At 70.3% G+C, this 18102-nt stretch carries 19 protein-coding genes; 8 read left to right on the top strand and 11 right to left on the bottom strand.

The features are described 5' to 3' along the window. Window positions 1–22: 22 nt before the first annotated feature. The 4 genes from STVA_RS02430 to STVA_RS02445 all read right to left on the bottom strand — a co-directional run bounded on the left by STVA_RS02430 (window position 23) and on the right by STVA_RS02445 (window position 5798). Window positions 23–1357 (bottom strand): S41 family peptidase, encoded by a 1335-nt coding sequence (locus STVA_RS02430; RefSeq protein ID WP_245978536.1) that lies wholly within the window; start codon window positions 1355–1357, stop codon window positions 23–25. Then, the gene (locus STVA_RS02435) at window positions 1354–2748 is read right to left on the bottom strand and encodes a peptidoglycan DD-metalloendopeptidase family protein (RefSeq protein WP_123694546.1); all 1395 of its coding nucleotides are present in this window, start codon (window positions 2746–2748) and stop codon (window positions 1354–1356) included. The genes STVA_RS02430 and STVA_RS02435 overlap by 4 nt, the downstream gene beginning before the upstream one ends. 43 nt (window positions 2749–2791) lie before the next feature. After that, window positions 2792–4366 carry a 2,3-bisphosphoglycerate-independent phosphoglycerate mutase gene (gpmI, locus tag STVA_RS02440; protein ID WP_123694544.1) on the bottom strand — a complete coding sequence of 525 codons (1575 nt, stop codon included), beginning with the start codon at window positions 4364–4366 and terminating at the stop codon, window positions 2792–2794. Between the two features lie 67 nt (window positions 4367–4433). Next, window positions 4434–5798 carry an aspartate aminotransferase family protein gene (locus tag STVA_RS02445; protein ID WP_123694542.1) on the bottom strand — a complete coding sequence of 455 codons (1365 nt, stop codon included), beginning with the start codon at window positions 5796–5798 and terminating at the stop codon, window positions 4434–4436. A 115-nt stretch (window positions 5799–5913) separates the two neighbouring features. Here STVA_RS02445 and STVA_RS02450 point away from each other — a divergent pair, with 115 nt between their 5' ends. The 4 genes from STVA_RS02450 (at window position 5914) to STVA_RS02465 (ending at window position 9701) form a co-directional block, all read left to right on the top strand. Then, complete coding sequence (locus STVA_RS02450) at window positions 5914–6975, top strand: ABC transporter ATP-binding protein (protein ID WP_123694540.1); 1062 nt, start codon at window positions 5914–5916, stop codon at window positions 6973–6975. A 62-nt stretch (window positions 6976–7037) separates the two neighbouring features. Beyond that, the gene (locus STVA_RS02455) at window positions 7038–8057 is read left to right on the top strand and encodes an extracellular solute-binding protein (RefSeq protein ID WP_123694538.1); all 1020 of its coding nucleotides are present in this window, start codon (window positions 7038–7040) and stop codon (window positions 8055–8057) included. Window positions 8058–8088: 31 nt separating this feature from the next. Further along, complete coding sequence (locus tag STVA_RS02460) at window positions 8089–8907, top strand: ABC transporter permease (protein ID WP_123694536.1); 819 nt, start codon at window positions 8089–8091, stop codon at window positions 8905–8907. Then, on the top strand, window positions 8904–9701 hold the full coding sequence (locus STVA_RS02465) for an ABC transporter permease (protein ID WP_123694534.1): 798 nt from the start codon (window positions 8904–8906) through the stop codon (window positions 9699–9701). Before STVA_RS02460 ends, STVA_RS02465 begins: the two co-directional genes overlap by 4 nt. Window positions 9702–9710: 9 nt before the next feature. On the opposite strand, the gene STVA_RS02470 is transcribed toward STVA_RS02465, so the two are convergent. The 3 genes from STVA_RS02470 to STVA_RS02480 are packed head-to-tail and all read right to left on the bottom strand — an operon-like array spanning window position 9711 to window position 11686. Beyond that, window positions 9711–10130: a PIN domain-containing protein gene (locus STVA_RS02470; protein ID WP_245978534.1), complete on the bottom strand. Its 420-nt coding sequence runs from the start codon at window positions 10128–10130 to the stop codon at window positions 9711–9713. A gap of 20 nt (window positions 10131–10150) precedes the next feature. Further along, window positions 10151–10396 (bottom strand): type II toxin-antitoxin system Phd/YefM family antitoxin, encoded by a 246-nt coding sequence (locus STVA_RS02475; RefSeq protein ID WP_123694530.1) that lies wholly within the window; start codon window positions 10394–10396, stop codon window positions 10151–10153. 57 nt (window positions 10397–10453) lie between these two features. Then, window positions 10454–11686 (bottom strand): FAD binding domain-containing protein, encoded by a 1233-nt coding sequence (locus tag STVA_RS02480; protein ID WP_123694528.1) that lies wholly within the window; start codon window positions 11684–11686, stop codon window positions 10454–10456. A gap of 119 nt (window positions 11687–11805) precedes the next feature. Here STVA_RS02480 and STVA_RS02485 point away from each other — a divergent pair, with 119 nt between their 5' ends. Then, window positions 11806–12669: a pirin family protein gene (locus STVA_RS02485; RefSeq protein WP_123694526.1), complete on the top strand. Its 864-nt coding sequence runs from the start codon at window positions 11806–11808 to the stop codon at window positions 12667–12669. Window positions 12670–12686: 17 nt separating this feature from the next. Here the strand turns inward: STVA_RS02485 and STVA_RS02490 are convergent, their stop codons facing one another. Then, window positions 12687–13133, bottom strand: coding sequence for a MarR family winged helix-turn-helix transcriptional regulator (locus STVA_RS02490; protein WP_123694524.1), 447 nt, complete (start codon window positions 13131–13133; stop codon window positions 12687–12689). Between the two features lie 53 nt (window positions 13134–13186). On the opposite strand from STVA_RS02490, the gene STVA_RS02495 reads away from it, so the two are divergent. Together STVA_RS02495 and STVA_RS02500 are read left to right on the top strand one after the other, a co-directional pair. Continuing rightward, window positions 13187–13456: a MoaD/ThiS family protein gene (locus STVA_RS02495; RefSeq protein WP_123694522.1), complete on the top strand. Its 270-nt coding sequence runs from the start codon at window positions 13187–13189 to the stop codon at window positions 13454–13456. Between the two features lie 11 nt (window positions 13457–13467). Continuing rightward, window positions 13468–14556 (top strand): WD40/YVTN/BNR-like repeat-containing protein, encoded by a 1089-nt coding sequence (locus STVA_RS02500; protein ID WP_123694520.1) that lies wholly within the window; start codon window positions 13468–13470, stop codon window positions 14554–14556. Between the two features lie 26 nt (window positions 14557–14582). Here the strand turns inward: STVA_RS02500 and STVA_RS02505 are convergent, their stop codons facing one another. Further along, entirely contained in the window at window positions 14583–15140 is a 558-nt protein-coding gene (locus tag STVA_RS02505) for a carboxymuconolactone decarboxylase family protein (protein WP_197735771.1), read from the bottom strand. Next, entirely contained in the window at window positions 15137–16015 is an 879-nt protein-coding gene (locus STVA_RS02510; protein ID WP_123694518.1) for a polyphosphate kinase 2 family protein, read from the bottom strand. Before STVA_RS02510 ends, STVA_RS02505 begins: the two co-directional genes overlap by 4 nt. Before the next feature lie 158 nt (window positions 16016–16173). Here STVA_RS02510 and STVA_RS02515 point away from each other — a divergent pair, with 158 nt between their 5' ends. Then, window positions 16174–17034: a CmcJ/NvfI family oxidoreductase gene (locus STVA_RS02515; RefSeq protein WP_123694516.1), complete on the top strand. Its 861-nt coding sequence runs from the start codon at window positions 16174–16176 to the stop codon at window positions 17032–17034. Between the two features lie 19 nt (window positions 17035–17053). Here STVA_RS02515 and STVA_RS02520 read toward each other — a convergent pair whose 3' ends face one another. After that, the gene (locus STVA_RS02520; RefSeq protein WP_338092738.1) at window positions 17054–18097 is read right to left on the bottom strand and encodes a BMP family lipoprotein; all 1044 of its coding nucleotides are present in this window, start codon (window positions 18095–18097) and stop codon (window positions 17054–17056) included. Between the last annotated feature and the right edge of the window lie 5 nt (window positions 18098–18102).

Genomic DNA, 18102 nt, shown 5'->3' on the forward strand with positions numbered 1-18102 from the left:
CCAAACGGTCTTTTTCCGCGCCTCAGTTGGCCGTGCGCGACTGATAGAGCGAGATGCCGCGGATCATGTCGAGCGCCCGCTGGAGCTGGTAGTCCTCTTCCGGCGACACCGGTCCCTGGGGGCCGGAATCCTGGGTCGGCGTCGTGGCCGGGCCCTGGTTGGCCGGCACCGGCTGGGCTCCCGGCGGCTGGTCGGGGTTGCGCAGCGAGCCGCGCAGGTCCGCCTCGCGGCGCTGCGGGCCGGTCGCCACCTTCTCGATGCGGGCGGCCTCGACGACGATGTCGGGGTCGATGCCCTTGGCCTGGATCGAGCGGCCCGACGGCGTGTAGTAGCGCGCCGTGGTCAGCCGCATGGCGCCGTGCCCGGCCAGCGGGATGATCGACTGCACCGAGCCCTTGCCGAAGCTGCGGGTGCCGAGGATGACGGCGCGGCGATGATCCTGCAGCGCGCCGGCCACGATCTCCGACGCCGAGGCCGAGCCGCCATTGATGAGGACGACCACCGGCTTGCCGTCGGCCAGGTCACCGGGCCGCGCGTTGTAGCGCTGGCCGTCGTCGGGCTTGCGCGCACGGGTCGAGACGATCTCGCCCTTCTCCAGGAAGGCGTCCGACACCGACACCGCCTGGTCGAGCAGGCCGCCCGGATTGTTGCGCAGGTCGAGAACGAAGCCCTTCAGCTTGTCGCCGGCCTCGGTCTTCAGCTTCTGCACGGCATTCTTCAGGCCGACGTCGGTCTGCTCGGTGAAGCTGGTGATGCGGACATAGCCGATCTCCCCCTCCAGGCGCGAACGCACCGACTGCACCTTGATCACGGCGCGCGTCAGGGTCAGCTCGAACGGCTCGCCGGTGCCGCGGCGCACGGTCAGCTTGATGTCGCTGTTGACCGGGCCGCGCATCTTCTCGACGGCTTCCGGCAGGCTGAGGCCCAGCACCGCCTCGCCGTCGAGATGGGTGATGAGATCGTTCGGGCGCAGGCCCGCGCGCGCTGCCGGCGTCTCGTCGATCGGCGAGACGACCTTGACGACGCCGTTGTCCATCGTGACCTCGATGCCGAGGCCGCCGAACTCGCCGCGCGTCTGCACCTGCATGTCGCGGTAGTTCTTGGCGTTGAGGAAGCTCGAATGCGGGTCGAGCGACGACAGCATGCCGTTGATCGCGGACTCGACGAGCTGCTCGTCGGTCACCTTCTCCACATAATCGGCGCGCACGCGCTCGAACACCTCGCCGAACAGGTTGAGCTGGCGATAGGTGTCGTTGCCGTTGCTGGCGCCGGTGTTCGTGCTCTGGGAGCCGGCCGGGAGGACCGTCCAAACAAGTGCCAGGCCCGCTATGGCCCAGGGTAGGGTCTTGCGCATCATCCGCTTTCCTTGCCTTCGCCGGCCGCGAGCCAGGGCTGGGGATTGATCGGGGTTCCGTTCCGTCGAAGCTCTATATAGAGCCTCGGACGCTCTTCGCCATCCGCCGTCATGACGCCGACCGGCTCTCCGGAGAGGACGGTCTGGCCGACGGTGCCGTCTGTGCGGCCCAGCCCGGCCACCAGGGAATGGTAGCCGTCGCTGTGTTCGATAATGAGGATCTCACCATAGGCCCGGAACGGGCCGATGAACAGGATGCGCCCGTCGAAGGGGGCGACCACGCGCGCACCCGGCCGGGTGCGCAGCGTGATGCCGCGGCTGTGCTGGCCGAAGCCGAGATCGTCGCCGAAGCTGCGCTGCACGCTGCCGACGGCGGGCAGGATGTACTGGCCGCGCGCGCGATTGAAGCCGCGCACGCTGGGAACCCGGGCCGCCAGCACGTTGGCGACCTGGCGTTCCTCCTCGCGCCGCTGCTGGGCCGCGTGGTCGCGCTCCATCGCCTGGCGTTCCTGGTCGAGGCGCTGGATCTCGGCCGTCCGCCGGCCGGCGTCGGGCCTGCTCGCCTCGCGCTGCCGGGCTTCCTCGGCCGCCAGTTCCTGGCGCCGCCGCTCGGCCTCGGCGGCCAGACGGCGGCGTTCGAACTCCGCCTCCTGGCGCTGGCGCTCCTTCTCCAACTCCTGCCGCCGCCGCTCGGCCTCGGCCTGGACGATCAGCTCGCGCAGGTCGCCCGCCTTGGTCGCCATCTGCTGCAATGCCTGGGCGCGCTGGCGCGCCTCGGCCTCGATGTCGCCGCGGGCGGCGGTGCGCTGGGCGATCAGCCCATCCAGCGCCTTGCGCCGCCGTTCCACCATTGCCCGGGCGTTGGCGGCCTGCTGGCGCCGATTCTCGGTCTCCAGGCGCAGCTCGCGCAGGTCCGCCAGGGCCAACCGCAGGCCGGCCGCCTCACGCGCGATCATCGGCACCACATTGCCCAGCAGGCCGGCCGTGCGCGCGGTTTCCAACGGTGTCGTCGGCAGGGCCAGCAGGGCCTCCGGCGGGTGCCGGGTCAGCCGGGTCAGGGCCGTCATCAGCGCCTCCACGCTCTGCCGGCGCTCGGCCAGGGAGCGGGTCTGGCGCTCGATCTCCTCATTGAGGGCGGTCAGCGTCTCCTCGACGCTCGACAGGTTGGCTTCCTCGGTCTGGAGCGCGCGGGCGACCGCGATCGAATCGTTGCGCAGCCGCTCGACCTCGCGCCGCAGCGTCTCTGCCCGGCGCTCGATCTCGGCCTGGCGCGAACGCTCGGCCTCCATCGACTTCTGCACGTCGCGCAATTCACGCCGCGCGTCCTGGGCGCCGGCCGGCAACGCCAGCAGAGTGCCGCCCAGGACCAGCAGGACCGCGGCACCGTGTCGCACGGCGGCCGGTCGACGGGGCGGGGTGGGGCGATCGCGGCGGGCCTCAGGCGGCGGGCGCGGCGGCCGCGGCCGGCGCCAGCAATGACCGACCGGTCATCGCCGCCGGCTGCGGCAGCCCCATCAGGGCCAGGATCGTGGGGGCGATGTCCGACAGCCGGCCATGGCCGCCGCCGGGCGGCGCCAGGCGCGGGGCAGCCGGTCCGCCTGCCATCACGATCGGCACCGGATTCATCGAATGGGCCGTGTGCGGGCCGCCCGTCTCAGGGTCGATCATCTGCTCGGCGTTGCCATGGTCGGCGGTCACCAGCAGCACGCCGCCTGCCTGCCGCACCGCGGCGTCCAGCCGGCCGAGACAGGTGTCGACCGCCTCGACCGCGGCCACCGCCGCCGCCAGGATGCCGGAATGGCCGACCATGTCGGCATTGGCGAAATTGACGACGATCAGGTCGAAGCGGCCGCTGCCGATCGCCTCGACCAGCCGGTCGGTGACGATGGCGGCCGACATCTCGGGCTGCAGGTCGTAGGTCGCGACCTTGGGCGAAGGCACCAGGATGCGCTCCTCGCCCGCGAACTCGCGCTCGTCGCCGCCGTTCAGGAAGAAGGTGACGTGGGCGTACTTCTCGGTCTCGGCGATGCGGAGCTGGCGCATCCCGGCCCGCGAGACGATCTCGCCCAGCGTGTCGTGCAACTCGTCGGCGGTGAACAGGGTGGCGAGGAAGCGGTTGAGGTCGGTCGAATACTCGACCATCCCCAGGGCAGCGGCGAATTGCGGCCGGCGGGCCCGCGCGAAGCCGTCGAAGGCCGGGTCGAGCAGGGCGGACAGGATCTCGCGCGCCCGGTCGGCGCGGAAGTTGGCCATCAGCAGCCCGTCGCCGTCCCGCATTCCGGCATAGTCGCCGATCGCCAGCGGCAGCACGAACTCGTCCGTCTTGCCGGCGGCGTAGCTGGCCGCGATGGCCGCCGTCGCGTCCGCCGCCCGCCCGCCCGCGCCGTCGATGAGGGTGGCATAGGCGAGCGACACCCGGTCCCACCGCTGGTCGCGGTCCATCGCGTAGTAGCGGCCCATCACGGTCGCGATCTTGACCCGGGTGCAGCCGGAGACGGCCGCCTGGAAGGCCGCCACCGCCGACCGGGCGCTGTCCGGCGGCGTGTCGCGGCCGTCGAGAAGAGCGTGGATGGCGACCGGGATGCCGGCCGCGTCCAGGAGCCGGGCCAGGCCCGCGATATGGTCCTGATGGGAATGCACGCCACCCGGCGACAGCAGCCCCACCAGGTGGGCGGTGCCGCCCGATGCCTTGAGGGCGGCCACGAAGTCCTGGAATGGCGCGCTGGCGGCGGCCGAGCCGTCGGCCAGTGCGCGGGTGATGCGCGGCAGTTCCTGCATCACCACCCGGCCGGCGCCGATGTTCATGTGGCCGACCTCGGAATTGCCCATCTGCCCGTCCGGCAGCCCGACTTCCGCGGCGGAGGCATCGAGCAGCCCGTGCGGGCATTGGGCAACGAGCCGCCGCCAGTTGGGCAGGCGGGCCTGGGCCAGCGCGTTGTCCGCGCCGCCGTCGCGATGGCCCCAGCCGTCCAGTATGCACAGGACGACGGGCTTCGGGCGTTTCGGAGTCATCCCGCGAATATAGAAGAAGCCCGGCCGGCCCGGTAGGGCCTGCCGGTTCTTCGTGGGCTGCGCCGGTTCAGGCGGCCGCGCGCTCGCGGGCGGCCCAGCCGAAGCCCTCGACCATCACGTCGACCAGCCCGTCGATGTCGGCGGCCGTCATGGGCGTCGACAGGGCACCGGACTGGTTGGGCGTAAGCAGGTAGCCCTGCTCGACCAGCCAGGTGTGCAGGCGCCCCTGGAGGGCCTTCTCGTCGGCGGTGGGAAAGCCGCTGCGATAGTCGCTGACGGCGCGGGCATGCGGGTGGACGCGGAAGAGCGAGCCCATCCCGGTCACCTGGGCCGGGATGCCGGCCTGGGCGAAAGCGGTCGTCAGCCCCTGGCGCAGGCGCTCGCCCAGCCCGTTCAGGTGGTCGTAGGCCGCGTGGTCGAGCTGGCGCAGGCTGGCCAGGCCCGCCGCCATGGTGACCGGGTTGGCGGTGAAGGTGCCGCCATGGGGCACGGCCGGCTTGCCGGGCCGCGCATCGAACATCGCCATGATGTCGCGCCGGCCGGTCACCGCGCCGATCGGCAGGCCGCCGCCGATCACCTTGCCCAGCGTCACCAGGTCGGGCTCGAGGTCGAAGAGTGGATGGGCGCCGGCATGGGACAGGCGGAAGCAGACGATCTCGTCGACGATCAGCACGATGCCGAGCCGCCGCGTCGTCTCGCGGATCGCCGTCACGAACTCGGGCGAGGCCGGCACCAGGCCGACGCGGGAGGGCAGGGGATCGAACAGCAGGGACGACAGCCGCGACCCGTGCGCCTCCAGCAGGCGGATGGCGGCCTCAGGATCGTTGAAGGGGATGACGACGGTGTCGCCCAGCACGGCGTCGGGCGTGCCGCGGGCGTACTTGATGCCGGCCGGTGCCGCCTCGCCCCAGTTGGCAGGCGCGGAGTCGAGGCTGACCTCCACATGGTCGTAGTTGCCGTGGTAGGCGCCCTCGATCTTGGCGATCGCCGGCCGGCCGGTGAAGGCGCGCGCGGCCTTGATCGCGCTTACCACCGCCTCGCTGCCGCTGTTGGAAAAGCGGATCGTCTCGAAGACGGGCGAGCGGGCGCAGATATGCTCGGCCAGGTCGACCTCGATCTCGGTCGGCAGGCCGAAGCTGATGCCGCGGGCGGCCGTCTCGGCCACGGCGGCGACGGTGGCCGGGTTGGCATGCCCGTGGATGGCGGAGAAGAAGTTGTTGGTAAAATCCAGGATGGCATTGCCGTCGACATCGACGATGCGCGATCCTTGCCCATGGGCGGCGTAGGGGGGATGGGGATGGAAGAAGATGGTGGCCCGCGTGCTGCCGCCCGGCATCACGTCGAGCGCGCGCTCGAACAGCGCCTGGGAGCGGGCGGTGGAATTGCGCCGGGCCGCGGCTGGGCTGGGGGTGGCATCGAACTTGCTGCTCATCGGCGTCTCCGAGCGAGGGTGACCGGACCTATGAGCCTCATATCAGATATCCGCCGGCGGCAGCGATGCCAGACCCTTCCCGAAGGCGCAAATACCCCCGGCGCGGGAGGAATTCTTGGGCGCCATTGAGTTCGATGGCGTTGCCAAGCGCTATGGCCCGGTGCATGCCGTCCGCGACCTGTCGGTCAAGGTGGCCGAAGGCGAGTTCCTGACCATCCTCGGGCCGTCGGGGTCCGGCAAGACGACGATCCTGTCGCTGGTGGCGGGGCTGGTGCCCCCCTCGGCCGGCCGCATCCTGATCGCCGGCCGCGACGTCACCCACCTGGAGCCGCAGCAGCGCCGGATCGGGCTGGTCTTCCAGTCCTATGCCCTCTTTCCCCATCTCGACGTGCACGACAACGTGGCCTTTCCGCTGGTCGTGCGCGGCCGGCCCAAGGCCGAGATCGCGGCCAAGGTGGCGGCGGCCCTGTCGCGCGTACGCCTCGACGGGCTGGCGCGGCGCCGCCCGCAGCAGCTTTCGGGCGGCCAGCAGCAGCGCGTAGCACTCGCCCGCGCCTTCGTCTTCGAGCCGGACATCCTGCTGCTCGACGAGCCGCTGGGCGCGCTCGACCGCAAGCTGCGCGAGGAGGTGCAGGTCGAGCTGAAGTCGCTGCAGCGCGACCTTGGCATCACCACGCTCCTGGTCACCCACGACCAGGAGGAAGCCTTGTCCCTGTCCGACCGGATCATCGTCCTCGACCAGGGCGCCATGCAGCAGGTCGGCACTCCCGACGAGGTCTATCGCCGCCCCGCCAACCGCTTCGTTGCGGGCTTCCTCGGCCTGGCCAACCTCCTCGAGGGACGGATCGAGGCCGGGGCCGGGCTGCGCCTGGCGACCGGCGAACTGATCCGCTGCGCCACCGGCAGCCTGGCCGCCGGCGCCCAGGCGGCGGCCATCGTCCGGCCCGAGCGCGTCCGCCTGCTGCCGGAGAGTGCGGGCGAGGGCATCGCCGCCCGGGTCCGCCAGGACGTCTATCTGGGCCATCTGCGGCGCTGGCACCTGGATGCCGAGGCCGGCGGCCAGGAACTGGTCGCGGCCGCCACCGACGGCCACCAGTCGGCCGCCATCGGCGACCGGGTTCGCGTATCCTGGGCGCCCGAAGACGTCTGGCTGCTGCCCGAGGCGGCGGCCCGCTAACGAGATAACCCCCCGGCGCGGGCCCGGCTTGCGGTCCACGCCCTTCGCAGAGGAGAGCAGCGATGCGCTTGACGAGACGTGAATTGCTGGCGACCGGCAGTGCGCTGGCGGCCGGCCTCGCCGCCCCTGGCATCCTCCGTGCCCAGGGCGTGAAGGAGATCCGCATGATCGAGGCCGGCGGCAAGTCCGGCGAATCGATGGACCCCTACATCAAGCCCTTCACCGATGCGACCGGCGTCAAGGTCGTGCGCGAAAGCCCGAACACCTTCGGCAAGCTGCGCAGCCTGGTGCAGGCGGGCCAGACCAACATCTCGCTGTTCGAGGTCGGCAGCACCTCGATGGAGCAGGCCAAGGCCCTGAACCTGATCGAGCCGATCGACTGGGACGCCGTCCAGCCCGAGGCGATGTACCCCGAGGCCAAGGACCCCATGGGCTTCGGCTGGCAGTACTACTCGACCCTGATGGCCTGGCGCAGCGACGCCAAGGCGCCCAAGAACTGGGCCGATTTCTTCAACACCAAGGACTTCCCCGGCAAGCGGACGATGCAGGATCGCCCGTACGGCATCGTCTTCGCGCTGCTGGCCGACGGGGTGCCGGTCGACAAGCTCTACCCGCTCGACGTCGACCGCGCCTTCAAGGCGATGGACCGGATCAAGAAGGACGTGGCCGTCTGGTGGTCGGCCGGCGCCCAGCCGCCGCAGCTCCTGAAGGACAACGAGGTCCAGTACGCGGTCTCCTATTCCGGCCGCGTCGCCGGCGCGCCCGGCATCGAATACACCTACGAGCAGGCGATCCTCGATCTCGCCTACCTCGTGGTGCCCAAGGGGGCGAACAAGGCCGACAAGGCGGCCGCCATGCGCATGCTGCGCGAGTTCAGCAAGCCCGCCCTCCAGCTCGAGGCGGCCAAGATCATCTCCTACACCGGCCCCAGCCCGGCACTGCCGGCGATGCTGCCCAAGGAGAAGCTGGCCGAGTACCCGACCGTCCACCGCGAGAAGCAGGTCATCCACAACGTCAAGTGGTGGTTCGACAATGCCGACATGATCGAGAAGCGGTGGCAGGCGTTCAAGCTCAGCCTGTGATCGCGGGCTGACAGGCAGGGAGGAGGATCGCGTGCGGATCGGACGGAACGCCGGCAGCTATGTCGTGCCGCTGCTGGTGCTGATGGTGGTCGCGTTCGACGTGCCGATCCTCCTCATGCTCGCCAGCAGCGTGCTGGCGCCACACCCGACCGTCGCCCACTGGGCCGAGCTGACGGAGACGCCGATCTATGTCCGGGTGCTGGGCAACACGTTCCAGATCGCGCTCATCACCTCGGTCGTGTGCGGGCTGATCGGCTATCCGCTGGCCTACTGGATGCGCGGGCTGGGCGCGCGCGCGCAACTGGCCGTCGTCACGCTGGTGCTGCTGCCGTTCTGGATCAGCATCCTCGTGCGCACCTACGCCTGGATCGTCATGCTGGGCAACAATGGGGTGGTCAACCGCTCGCTGATCGGCCTCGGCATCACCGACAAGCCGATCTCCTTCCTCTACAACCAGCTCGGCGTCACCATCGGCACCACCAACGTGCTGCTGCCGTTCCTCGTGCTGCCGCTGTTCGCGGCCATGCTGAAGATCGACGAGCGGCTGCTGCAGGCAGCCGCCACGCTGGGGGCGCCACGCCGCGCCATCTTCTGGCGGGTGTTCTTCCCGCTGACGCTGCCGGCATTCGCAGCCGGCTTGGTGCTGGTCTTCATCCTGACGCTGGGCTTCTACGTCACCCCGGCGATCCTGGGCGGCGGCCGCGTGCCGATGATCTCGAACATGCTGGACGTGCTGATCAACCAGATGCCGCGCTGGGAACTGGCGGCGGCCATCTCGACATTGCTGCTGGCCGCCACGCTGGCCCTGTACGGGGTCTATCGCACCATTGCCGCCCGGGGGGCGGCATGAAAGCCGGTCGCTTCGTCGCCCTCGTGGCGATCGTCACCCTCGTCTTCCTGGTGCTGCCGATCCTGATCGTCGTCGCCATGTCCTTTTCCAGCGCCAGTTCGCTGCAGTTCCCGCCGCCCGGCCTGTCGCTGCGCTGGTACCAGGCCTTCTTCGGCGATCCGCGCTGGGTCGAGGCGCTGGTGACCTCCACCGTGCTGGCCTTCGCCTCCAGCATCGTCGCCCTGGTGCTGGGCAGTGCGGCCGCCTACGGCATCGTGCGCGGGCGCTTTCCCGGCCGCGGCTTCATCGACGCCAACTTCATGGCGCCCCTGATCGTGCCGACCATCGTGGTCGCGGTCGCCCTCTACCTGGCCCTGGCCAAGGTCGGCCTGCTCGGCACCTGGGTCGGGCTGGTGGCGAGCCATGTGGTGCTGTCGGTGCCGTTCGTGGTGCTGGTGGTGGGTGTGGCCATCCGCTCCTTCGACGAGCGGATCGAGCAGGTGGCCTTCACGCTGGGGGCCTCGCGCATGCAGACCGTGCTGCGCGTGCTGCTGCCCAATTTGGTGCCGAGCCTGGCATCGGCCTGGATCCTGGCCCTCATCGCCAGCTTCGACGAGGTGATCGTCACGCTCTTCGTGGCCGGCGTCTATCAGACCGTGCCCAAGCGCATGTTCAACGAGCTGGTGCTGGAGGTGAACCCGACCATCACCGCCATCGCCACCATCCTGATCGCCATCAGCGTGCTGGCCATGGCCGCGATCGCCATCATCACCCAGCGCCGCGGCGGCCTGCTGAAGACGATGGTCGGGCGGTAGGGGACCGGGCTATTCCGTGATGGCCCGCAGCAATGTGTGGCGGTCGGCGGCGAACGGGTTGGCGACGGTGACGCCATGCCAGGTGAAGCCGTCCTGAAGGTCCCCCGACAGCAGAAGCCGGCAGCGCGCCTTCGCAGCCGCGGCCAGGACCACGGAATCCCAGATCCCCATCTGATGGTCAGCCGCCAGATCGACCGCGATCGCCATGACCTCGGGCGATGTTTCCAGGGCGGGAAAGGTGTCGCTCCAGCGCAGAAGGGCCTCGCGTGCCTGGACCCGTGTCCGGCCCGCCTTTCGGACAAGGACGTTGAACAGTTCGCCCAGTACCTGGACGGGCAATACGATGGACCCGGCCGGCAGCCGGCCGATCAGATCGATTGCGACGTCCCGACGCTCGATACCGTTCACGCCCTCCGCATAGGCCAGCACGTTCGTGTCGAGAGCGACCCTCACCGATCGCGCTCGTAGAGTTCGTCGCGCGTCCAGCGACCGACGTCCAGCACGGGTTGCGCCTGCAAATGCTCCAACAGTGCCTTGCGTGCGGCCGCCGACACAGCTTCGTCACGCTCGGCTGGAAGAATCCGCGCCACGGCCTTGCCGTGATTGGTGACGACGTAGGTTCGCCCCTCGCGAACACCCCGCAGGATCAAGGAGAAGTTCCGGTTGGCGTCGGCGGCCGACACTGGCTCGTCCATCACGCGCTCCTTATAGGTATATTCACTATATTCACTGCTGCCCCTGCGGGCAAGGACCTACCACCGCTCGATCCCCGCCAGCACGGCGGTCTCGTTCATCACCGCCTCGGGCGATCGGTGGCGCTCGGCCTGGAGGCGCTCCTCGGGCGAAAGCTGCTGGGCCTGCATGTAGGCGCCGAGATGGCGGCCGCGGCGGACGACGCGGCGGCCGAATTCGTGGCGGCGCGCGGCATAGGCAGCCAGGCCGGCATCGATGTCGGGTGCTTGCGACAGCGCCTCGACCAGGGCCATGGCATCGCCCGCGGCCTTGGTCACGCCCATGCCGACATGGGGGCGGGCGACGAAGGCGGCGTCACCCAGGAAGGCGACCCGGCCGACGGTCATGGCGGGCGTCTCCAGGTCGAAGATCGCCTGCAGGAAGGGCTGGGGCGTGCGCGCCACCACCTCGGCAAAGGCCGGCGCCAGCAGGCGGGCGGCATCCGAGCGGGCCTCGGCCACCAGGTCGGGGCGGATGCGATGGGGCGGGATGGCGAACCCGTGGTCGGTGCCGTCGCTGGCGGTGAAGAGGTGGCGCCGCCCGGCTTCGGCATCGACCGGGCGATACCAGACGAAGTTGAAGCGCTGCCGGCCGGGGCGGATGTCCTCGTCGGCACCGGCCACCGGATAGCCCAGCATCTGCTCGCCGGTCGGCAGGCAGAAGGCCACGCGCCGCATCAGCCGCGCGTGGGTGCCGGGCGTCAGCAGCCCCTCGTCGACCATGCCGCGCCAGGCGCAATAGCCGGCATAGGCCAGACCCGCTTCGGGAAACAGGAGGCGGCGGGCGGTCGACTGGGCGCCGTCGGCGGCGACCAGGATGCTGCCGGTCTCGCGGCTGCCATCCTCGAAATGCGCGATCACCTGCCCCGGCACCTGCTCGATCCGCGCCAGTGCCTTGCCGTGGTGATAGATGCCGTCCGGGCAGGCTCGCCGCAGGAAACCGTAGGCCCGGCCCCACGAGGTCAGGACATGCGGGTCGTCGACGGCGCACAGCGGCCGGCCGTCACGGTCGAGGACGACGCGGCCCTCGACCGTGATGCCCAGCCCGTCGCCTGGATCGGCGCCGGCCGCCACCATGGCGGCGTGCATCTCGGGGTGGGTGACGATGCCGGCCCCACGCGATGCCAGCGCCTCGCCGGCGCGCTCGCAGATGACGACGTCCCAGCCGGCGCGCGCCAGCAGCAGCCCGGCGAAGAGCCCGCCCAGCGAGCCGCCGATGACGACGGCACGACGCTGCTGCGTCCCATGACCCATGTCCAATCCCCCCTTCCGCCACCCCGTGGCGCGGCCAGGGTCAGTATAGCGGCCGCCGGGGTAGACTTGGGGGGCGGGATCGGGTGACTTTCCGCCATGCTCCCGGGAGAATTCAGACCATGATCGAGATCGTCATCGACCAGCGCCGCCGCGACATCGGCGGTGGCTTCGAGGTCGGCCGCGTCCTGCCCTTCGCCAAGCGGCGGATGGTCGGCCCCTTCGTCTTCTTCGACGAGATGGGCCCGGCCGACTTCCAGCCGGGCCTGCCGCAGAGCATGGACGTGCGGCCGCACCCGCATATCGGCCTCTCGACCGTCACTTACCTCTTCGCGGGCGAGATCATGCACCGCGACAGCCTCGGCACCGAGGCGGCGATCCGCCCGGCGGAGGTGAACTGGATGACCGCCGGGCGCGGCATCACCCATTCCGAGCGGTTCGAGAAGGCGCGCGCCGTGGGCGGGCCGCTGCATGGCATCCAGGCGTGGGTGGCGCTGCCGCGCGAGCATGAGGAAACCGACCCGGCCTTTGCCCATTACGGCCAGGATGCCCTGCCGACGTTCGAGGAAGGGGGCGTGCAGGGCCGCCTGATTGCCGGCCGCGCCCTGGGGCTGGAGGCGCAGGTGCAGACGCACTCGCCGATCTTCTACCTGCACTGGACGCTGGATGCCGGTGCCACCGCCGCCCTGCCGGACGACCATGCCGAGCGCGCGGTCTATGTCGTCAGCGGCGCCGTCGAGGTCGGCGGGCAGGCGGTGGCGGCAGGCCAGATGGCCGTGCTGACCCCGGGCGTTCCGGCCGCGATCCGGGCGACCCGCCCCGCGGTCGTCATGGCGCTGGGTGGCGAGCCCTTGGGCGAGCGCTTCATCGAATGGAACTTCGTCTCCTCCTCGAAGGAGCGCATCGAGCAGGCAAAGGCCGACTGGCGCGCCGGCCGGATGAAACTGCCCGACCTCGACGACAAGGAGTTCATCCCGCTGCCATAGCAGGCAACCGTCCGGCGTCAGGCAACGGCGCGCAGGCCGGCCCGCAGCGCGCCCGGGTCGGCCGGCGCCATGTCCGCTTCGACGGCGCCATGGGTCAGGCGCCAGATCGGCACCGCGTCGGCCAGTGCCTGATGGCCGGCCGGGGTCAGCGTCATGCGGCGGCTCCGCCGGTCGGCGGGGTCGATGGCGATGGCCACCAGCCCGCGCCGCTCCAACGGTTTCAGGTTGGCCGTCAAGGTCGTGCGATCCATGGCCAGCAGTTGGGCCACCTGGGCCATGGTCGCCGGCACGGGGCGGTTCAGCGACATCAGCAGCGAGAACTGGCCGTGGGTCAGCCCCATCGGCCGCAGCGCCTCGTCGAAGCGCCGCGCCAGTGCGCGGGCGGCGCGCTGCACGTGCAGGCAGAGGCAGGTGTCGCGCACCTCCCGGCTGACGGCCAGGGGCAGGGGATCGACGTTTGACATGGCTTATTTACGTTGATATCAACTTAACTGGCAAGGACAGAGCGACAGGACCGATGCCGACCGTTTCCTTCACGCGCGCCCTCGAACGCTTCCTGCCGGCACCGCCCGCGACGGTGGCCGGGGCGACGCTGGCGCAGGCGCTGGCGGCGGTGTTCGCGGACCGCCCGGCCCTGCGCGGCTATGTCCTGGACGACCAGGGGGCGCTGCGCCGCCACGTCGCCGTCTTCATCAACGGCCGGATGGTGCAGGACCGCCAGAAGCTGACGGATGCGGTCGGCGCGGACGACGAGATCCACGTGTTCCAGGCGCTCTCGGGCGGCTGACGGAGGAAGCGATGGCAGACCGGATTCATGTCGGCACCCGCAAGGGCCTGTTCGAGTTGGAACGACGCGGCGGCGGCTGGGACGTCGCCCGCACGCACTTCCTGGGCGACCCGGTGTCGGCGGTGCTGGCGCAGGCGGACGGCAGCCTGCTGGCGGCCCTCGATCTCGGCCATTTCGGTGCCAAGCTGTGGCGTCGCTCGCCGGAAGGCGATTGGCAGGAACTGGCGGCACCGGCCTTCCCGCCCAAGCCCGAGGATGCCGTGGATGACCCGCACCCCTGGTCGCTCGGTCGCATCTGGGCGCTGGAGCCGGGCGGCGTGCCGGGCCGCGTCTGGGCCGGGACAATGCCGGGCGGGTTGTTCCGGTCCGACGATTGGGGCGCGACCTGGGCGCTGAACGAGCCCTTGTGGCGGATGCCCGACCGGCGGCGCTGGATGGGCGTGGCCGGCGGCGAGCAGCCCGGCATCAGCACCGTCCTGGTCGACCCGCGCAACCCGGCCGACATCCGGCTCGGCATCTCCACGGCCGGCGTCTGGGCCACCACGGACACCGGCGCGAGCTGGAGCCTGATCAACCAGGGCATGTACAACGAGTACATGCCGCCCGGGCAGGAGGGCGACCCGATTGCCCAGGACATCCACCAGCTCGCCCGCTGTGCCGCCCGCCCCGAGGTGATGTGGTGCCAGCACCACAACGGCGTCTTCCGCTCGGAGGATGCGGGCGCCAACTGGGCGGAGCTGACGGCGATCCGCCCGTCCAAGTTCGGCTTTGCCGTGGCCGCCCACCCGACCGACCCGGACACGGCGTGGTTCGTGCCGTCCGCGAAGGACGAGCGGCGCTTCCCCGTCGACGGCAAGGTCGTGGTCGCCCGCACGCAGGATGGCGGCCGCAGCTTCGAGGTGCTGTCCCAGGGCCTGCCGCAGCGCCATGCCTATGACCTGGTGTGGCGCCACGGGCTGGCGGTCGACCCGGCCGGGCGGCAGCTCGCCTTCGGCTCGACCAGTGGCGGCCTCTGGATATCGGGCGATGCCGGCCAGTCCTGGGACGCGCTCGACGCCCGGCTGCCGCCGGTGGCCTTCGTGCGCTTCGCCGCGGCGTAGCGCAGGAAGGCCAGACCGGCCGGCGCTCAGTCGCTCGGCAGCGGGAATTCCTCCAGATACTTCTGGTAGTCGTCCTCCACGCCGATCTGCATCGTCTCCAGGATGCGGACCACGGCGTTGTAGAAGCCAATGGTGATGACGAGGTCGGTCAGGTGCTCGGTCGAGAGCGCCGCTGCCAGCTCGGCGAAGGTGGCGTCGGACGCCGCCAGGTCCGTCGTCATCTCGCGCGCGGCACGGAGTGCCGCCTTGATCACCGGCTCCAGGTCGGAGGGGCGGCCTTCGCTCTCGGCGATCATGCCGCGGATGTCGTCGTCGGAGACGCCGAAGTCGCGGCTGATCTTGATGTGGTGGGAATATTCGTACTTCGAGCGGGTCAGCCAGCCGACCTGGAGGATCGCCAGTTCGCGCAGGCGGGGGTCGAGCTTGCTGTCGAAGCGAATGAACTGGCCGAGGCCGCTGAACCGGCGCAGCGCGTTCGGGCTGTGCGCCAGGGTGCGGTAGAGGTTGATGTTGCGCTTCAGCAGGTCCTGGTTTTCAGGCGCCAGGTTCTCGCGGTCGAGATAGGGGACTCGGGCCATCTTCATTCCTTCTCCAGCGCGTCCCGGGCTTGTGCGTAGGCCTCCCGGGTTGCGGCATCGACGGTGGGGTAGGACATCTTCAGGCGCTCCAGCCCGTCGACGATCGCGGCCATGACGACCAGGCGGGAGAACCATTTCTGGTCGGCCGGGACCACGAACCAGGGGGCGTGCGGGGCGGCCGTCTCGCGGATCGCATCCTCGTAGGCATCCTGGTAGGCGTCCCAGTGGGCGCGCTCCTTGACGTCGTCGAGGGAAAATTTCCACAGCTTGTCCGGCTCCGCCAGGCGGGACAGGAACCGCTGCCGCTGTTCCTCCTTCGACAGGTGCAGGAAGAACTTGAGCACGAGGTAGCCGCTTTCCGCCAGATGCGTCTCGTGGGCGCGGATGGCGGCAAAGCGGTGGCCCCAGATGCGCTTGCTGACGAGATCCGGCGGCAGGTGCTGGCGCTCCAGCAGCTCGGGGTGCACGCGCACCACCAGCACCTCCTCGTAGTAGGAGCGGTTGAAGATGCCGATCCGCCCGCGCTCGGGCAGCGCCTTGGTGGTGCGCCACAGGAAGTCGTGGTCCAGTTCCTCGGCGTTCGGTGCCTTGAAGGCGTGCACCTGGCAGCCCTGCGGGTTGATCCCCGACATCACGTGCTTGATGGCGCTGTCCTTGCCGGCGGCGTCCATCGCCTGGAAGATCGTCAGCACCGACCAGCGGTTCTGGGCGTACAGCACCTCCTGCAACGCCGACAGGCGTTCCACGCCCTCGGCCAGCATGCGCTTGGCCTCGCCCTTCTCCAGGGTCAGGCCCGCGCAATCCTTGGGGTCGCGCTCTGCCAGGCGGAAGCGCTTGCCGTCGTCGATCCGATAGCGGTCCAGCAGCGTTTGGAACTTCATGCGGGTGGCTCCTGTTTCGCCGGCATCGACCCTAGCGGGCCGGGGGTCGGGCTCAAACCCCGGTATCGCCAGCCCATAGAGTTTCTCGTCTTGCCGCCAGCCGCGGCGGGTCCGATATCGGCCATGCGGGAACGGGAAAATTCCGCCAGGAGGATGCCATGACGGCAGAGACGTCGATCGACCGGCTGACCGCGGTGACAGCGCCGCTCAACTATCTGGCGCACGGCTCGGAGCGGCCGGTGCGCTACAACTATACCCCGCCGCCCGGTGCCGTGCCGCAGAGCGGCACCTTCGTCGCCGAGCCGGTGCCCGTCGCCGACGCCCGTCCCATCGCCGACCGCTTCACCCTCGATCGCCAGGGCTTCGCCCTGCTGCGCGAGCCGACCGCCGTCACGGATTTCGACGACGCCGAAGCGATCCGCCGCGACTACTTCCCCGAGGTCGAGGCGGCCGTGCGCGCCGCCACCGGGGCCGACCGCGTCATCGCCTTCGACCACAATGTCCGCTCGGCACCCCTGGCGCAGGCCGGCGTCCCGGTCAAGGAGCCGGTGAAGCGCGTCCACAACGACTTCACCGAGCGGTCGGGCCCGCGCCGGGCCGAGGACGAGCTGGCGGCCGCCGGCATCGACCCGGCCATCCTGGCCGGCCAGCGCTTCGCCCTGGTCAACCTGTGGCGGCCGATCCGGGCGCCGGTCGAGGAATCGCCGCTGGCCTTCTGCGACGCCCGCTCGATCGCGCCCGAGGATTTCGTGATCGCCGACCTCGTCTATCCCGATCGGGTGGGCGAGATCTATCAGTTCCACCACCGGCCCGAGCACCGCTGGTATTACTTCCCGAAGCTGGCGCCGGAGGAGGCGCTGCTGATCAAGTGCTACGATTCGGCGACCGACGGACCGGCGCGCTTCACCGCCCACTCGGCCTTCGACGACCCGACCTCTCCTCCCGGCGCCCGCCCGCGCGAGAGCATCGAGGTGCGCACGCTGGTGCTCTACGGGCCGGGGACGGCGCCGCGCGCCTGATGCGCGCCCGCTGCCCGGGTCATTCGACCGGGCAGCGTCCCGTCTTGCGATAGTCGACGACCTCCAGGCGACCGGCGACGATCTCGTCGGTCGCCTCTTTCATGGCCGCCTCCAGGGGCGGGGTGATCAGGGCGCGGTTGTATTCGTCGATGACGACGCCGACGCCGCCTTCCTTCAGGCCCAGCACGGTGGTGCCGGCGGCCCAGGTGCCGTCGGCGGCACTGCGCAGCGCCTGGTGGACGGCCACGTCCACGCGCTTCACCATCGAGGTCAGGATGGTGCCCGGGTGCAGGTGGTTCTGGTTGCTGTCGACGCCGATCGCCAGGTGATGGCGGCCGGCGGTCGCCTGCAGCACGCCGAAGCCGGTGGCGCCGGCCGCTGCGAAGATCACGTCGGCGCCATCGTCCATCTGCCGGTTGGCCAGCTCGATGCCCCGCGCGGGGTCGAGCCAGGCGGCCGGCGTCGTCCCGGCCATCGCCTGCAGCAGGCCGATCGCCGGCACGGCATGGCGCGCGCCCTGGGCATAACCGCAGGCGAAAGTCCGGATGATTGGGATGTCCACGCCGCCGATGAAGCCGATCTTGCCCGTCCGGCTCGACATCGCGGCCAGGACGCCGGCCAGGAACGAGCCCTCCTGCTCCTTGAACTGGAACGAGCGCACGTTGGGTGCCTCGACCACGCCGTCGATGATGGCGAAGCGGATGTTGGGGAACGCCTTGGCGGCGGCCGTCACCGCCTCGACCTGGGCGAAGCCCATGCTGACGATCAGCGTGGCGCCATCCTCGACCAACTGGCGCAGGACGGCCTGGCGATCGGATTCCAGGGTCAGCTCGACTTCGCGATAGGCCGTCCCGGTCGCCCGCTTGTAACGCTCGGCGCCTTGCAGGCCGGCTTCGTTGAAGCCCTTGTCCAGCTTGCCACCGATGTCGAAGACGATGGCGGGAACGAATCGGGGGGGGGGGTGTCTGCGCCGAGGCGGGGCCGGCCAGAAGCAATGCCAGAAGGGCCGGCAGGAGACGGAACATCGGTGGCTCGCGGGATGGCGGAATGGGACAGGCTTCAGATATA

This window comes from Stella humosa, assembly GCF_006738645.1.
Lineage (GTDB): Bacteria > Pseudomonadota > Alphaproteobacteria > ATCC43930 > Allostellaceae > Allostella > Allostella humosa.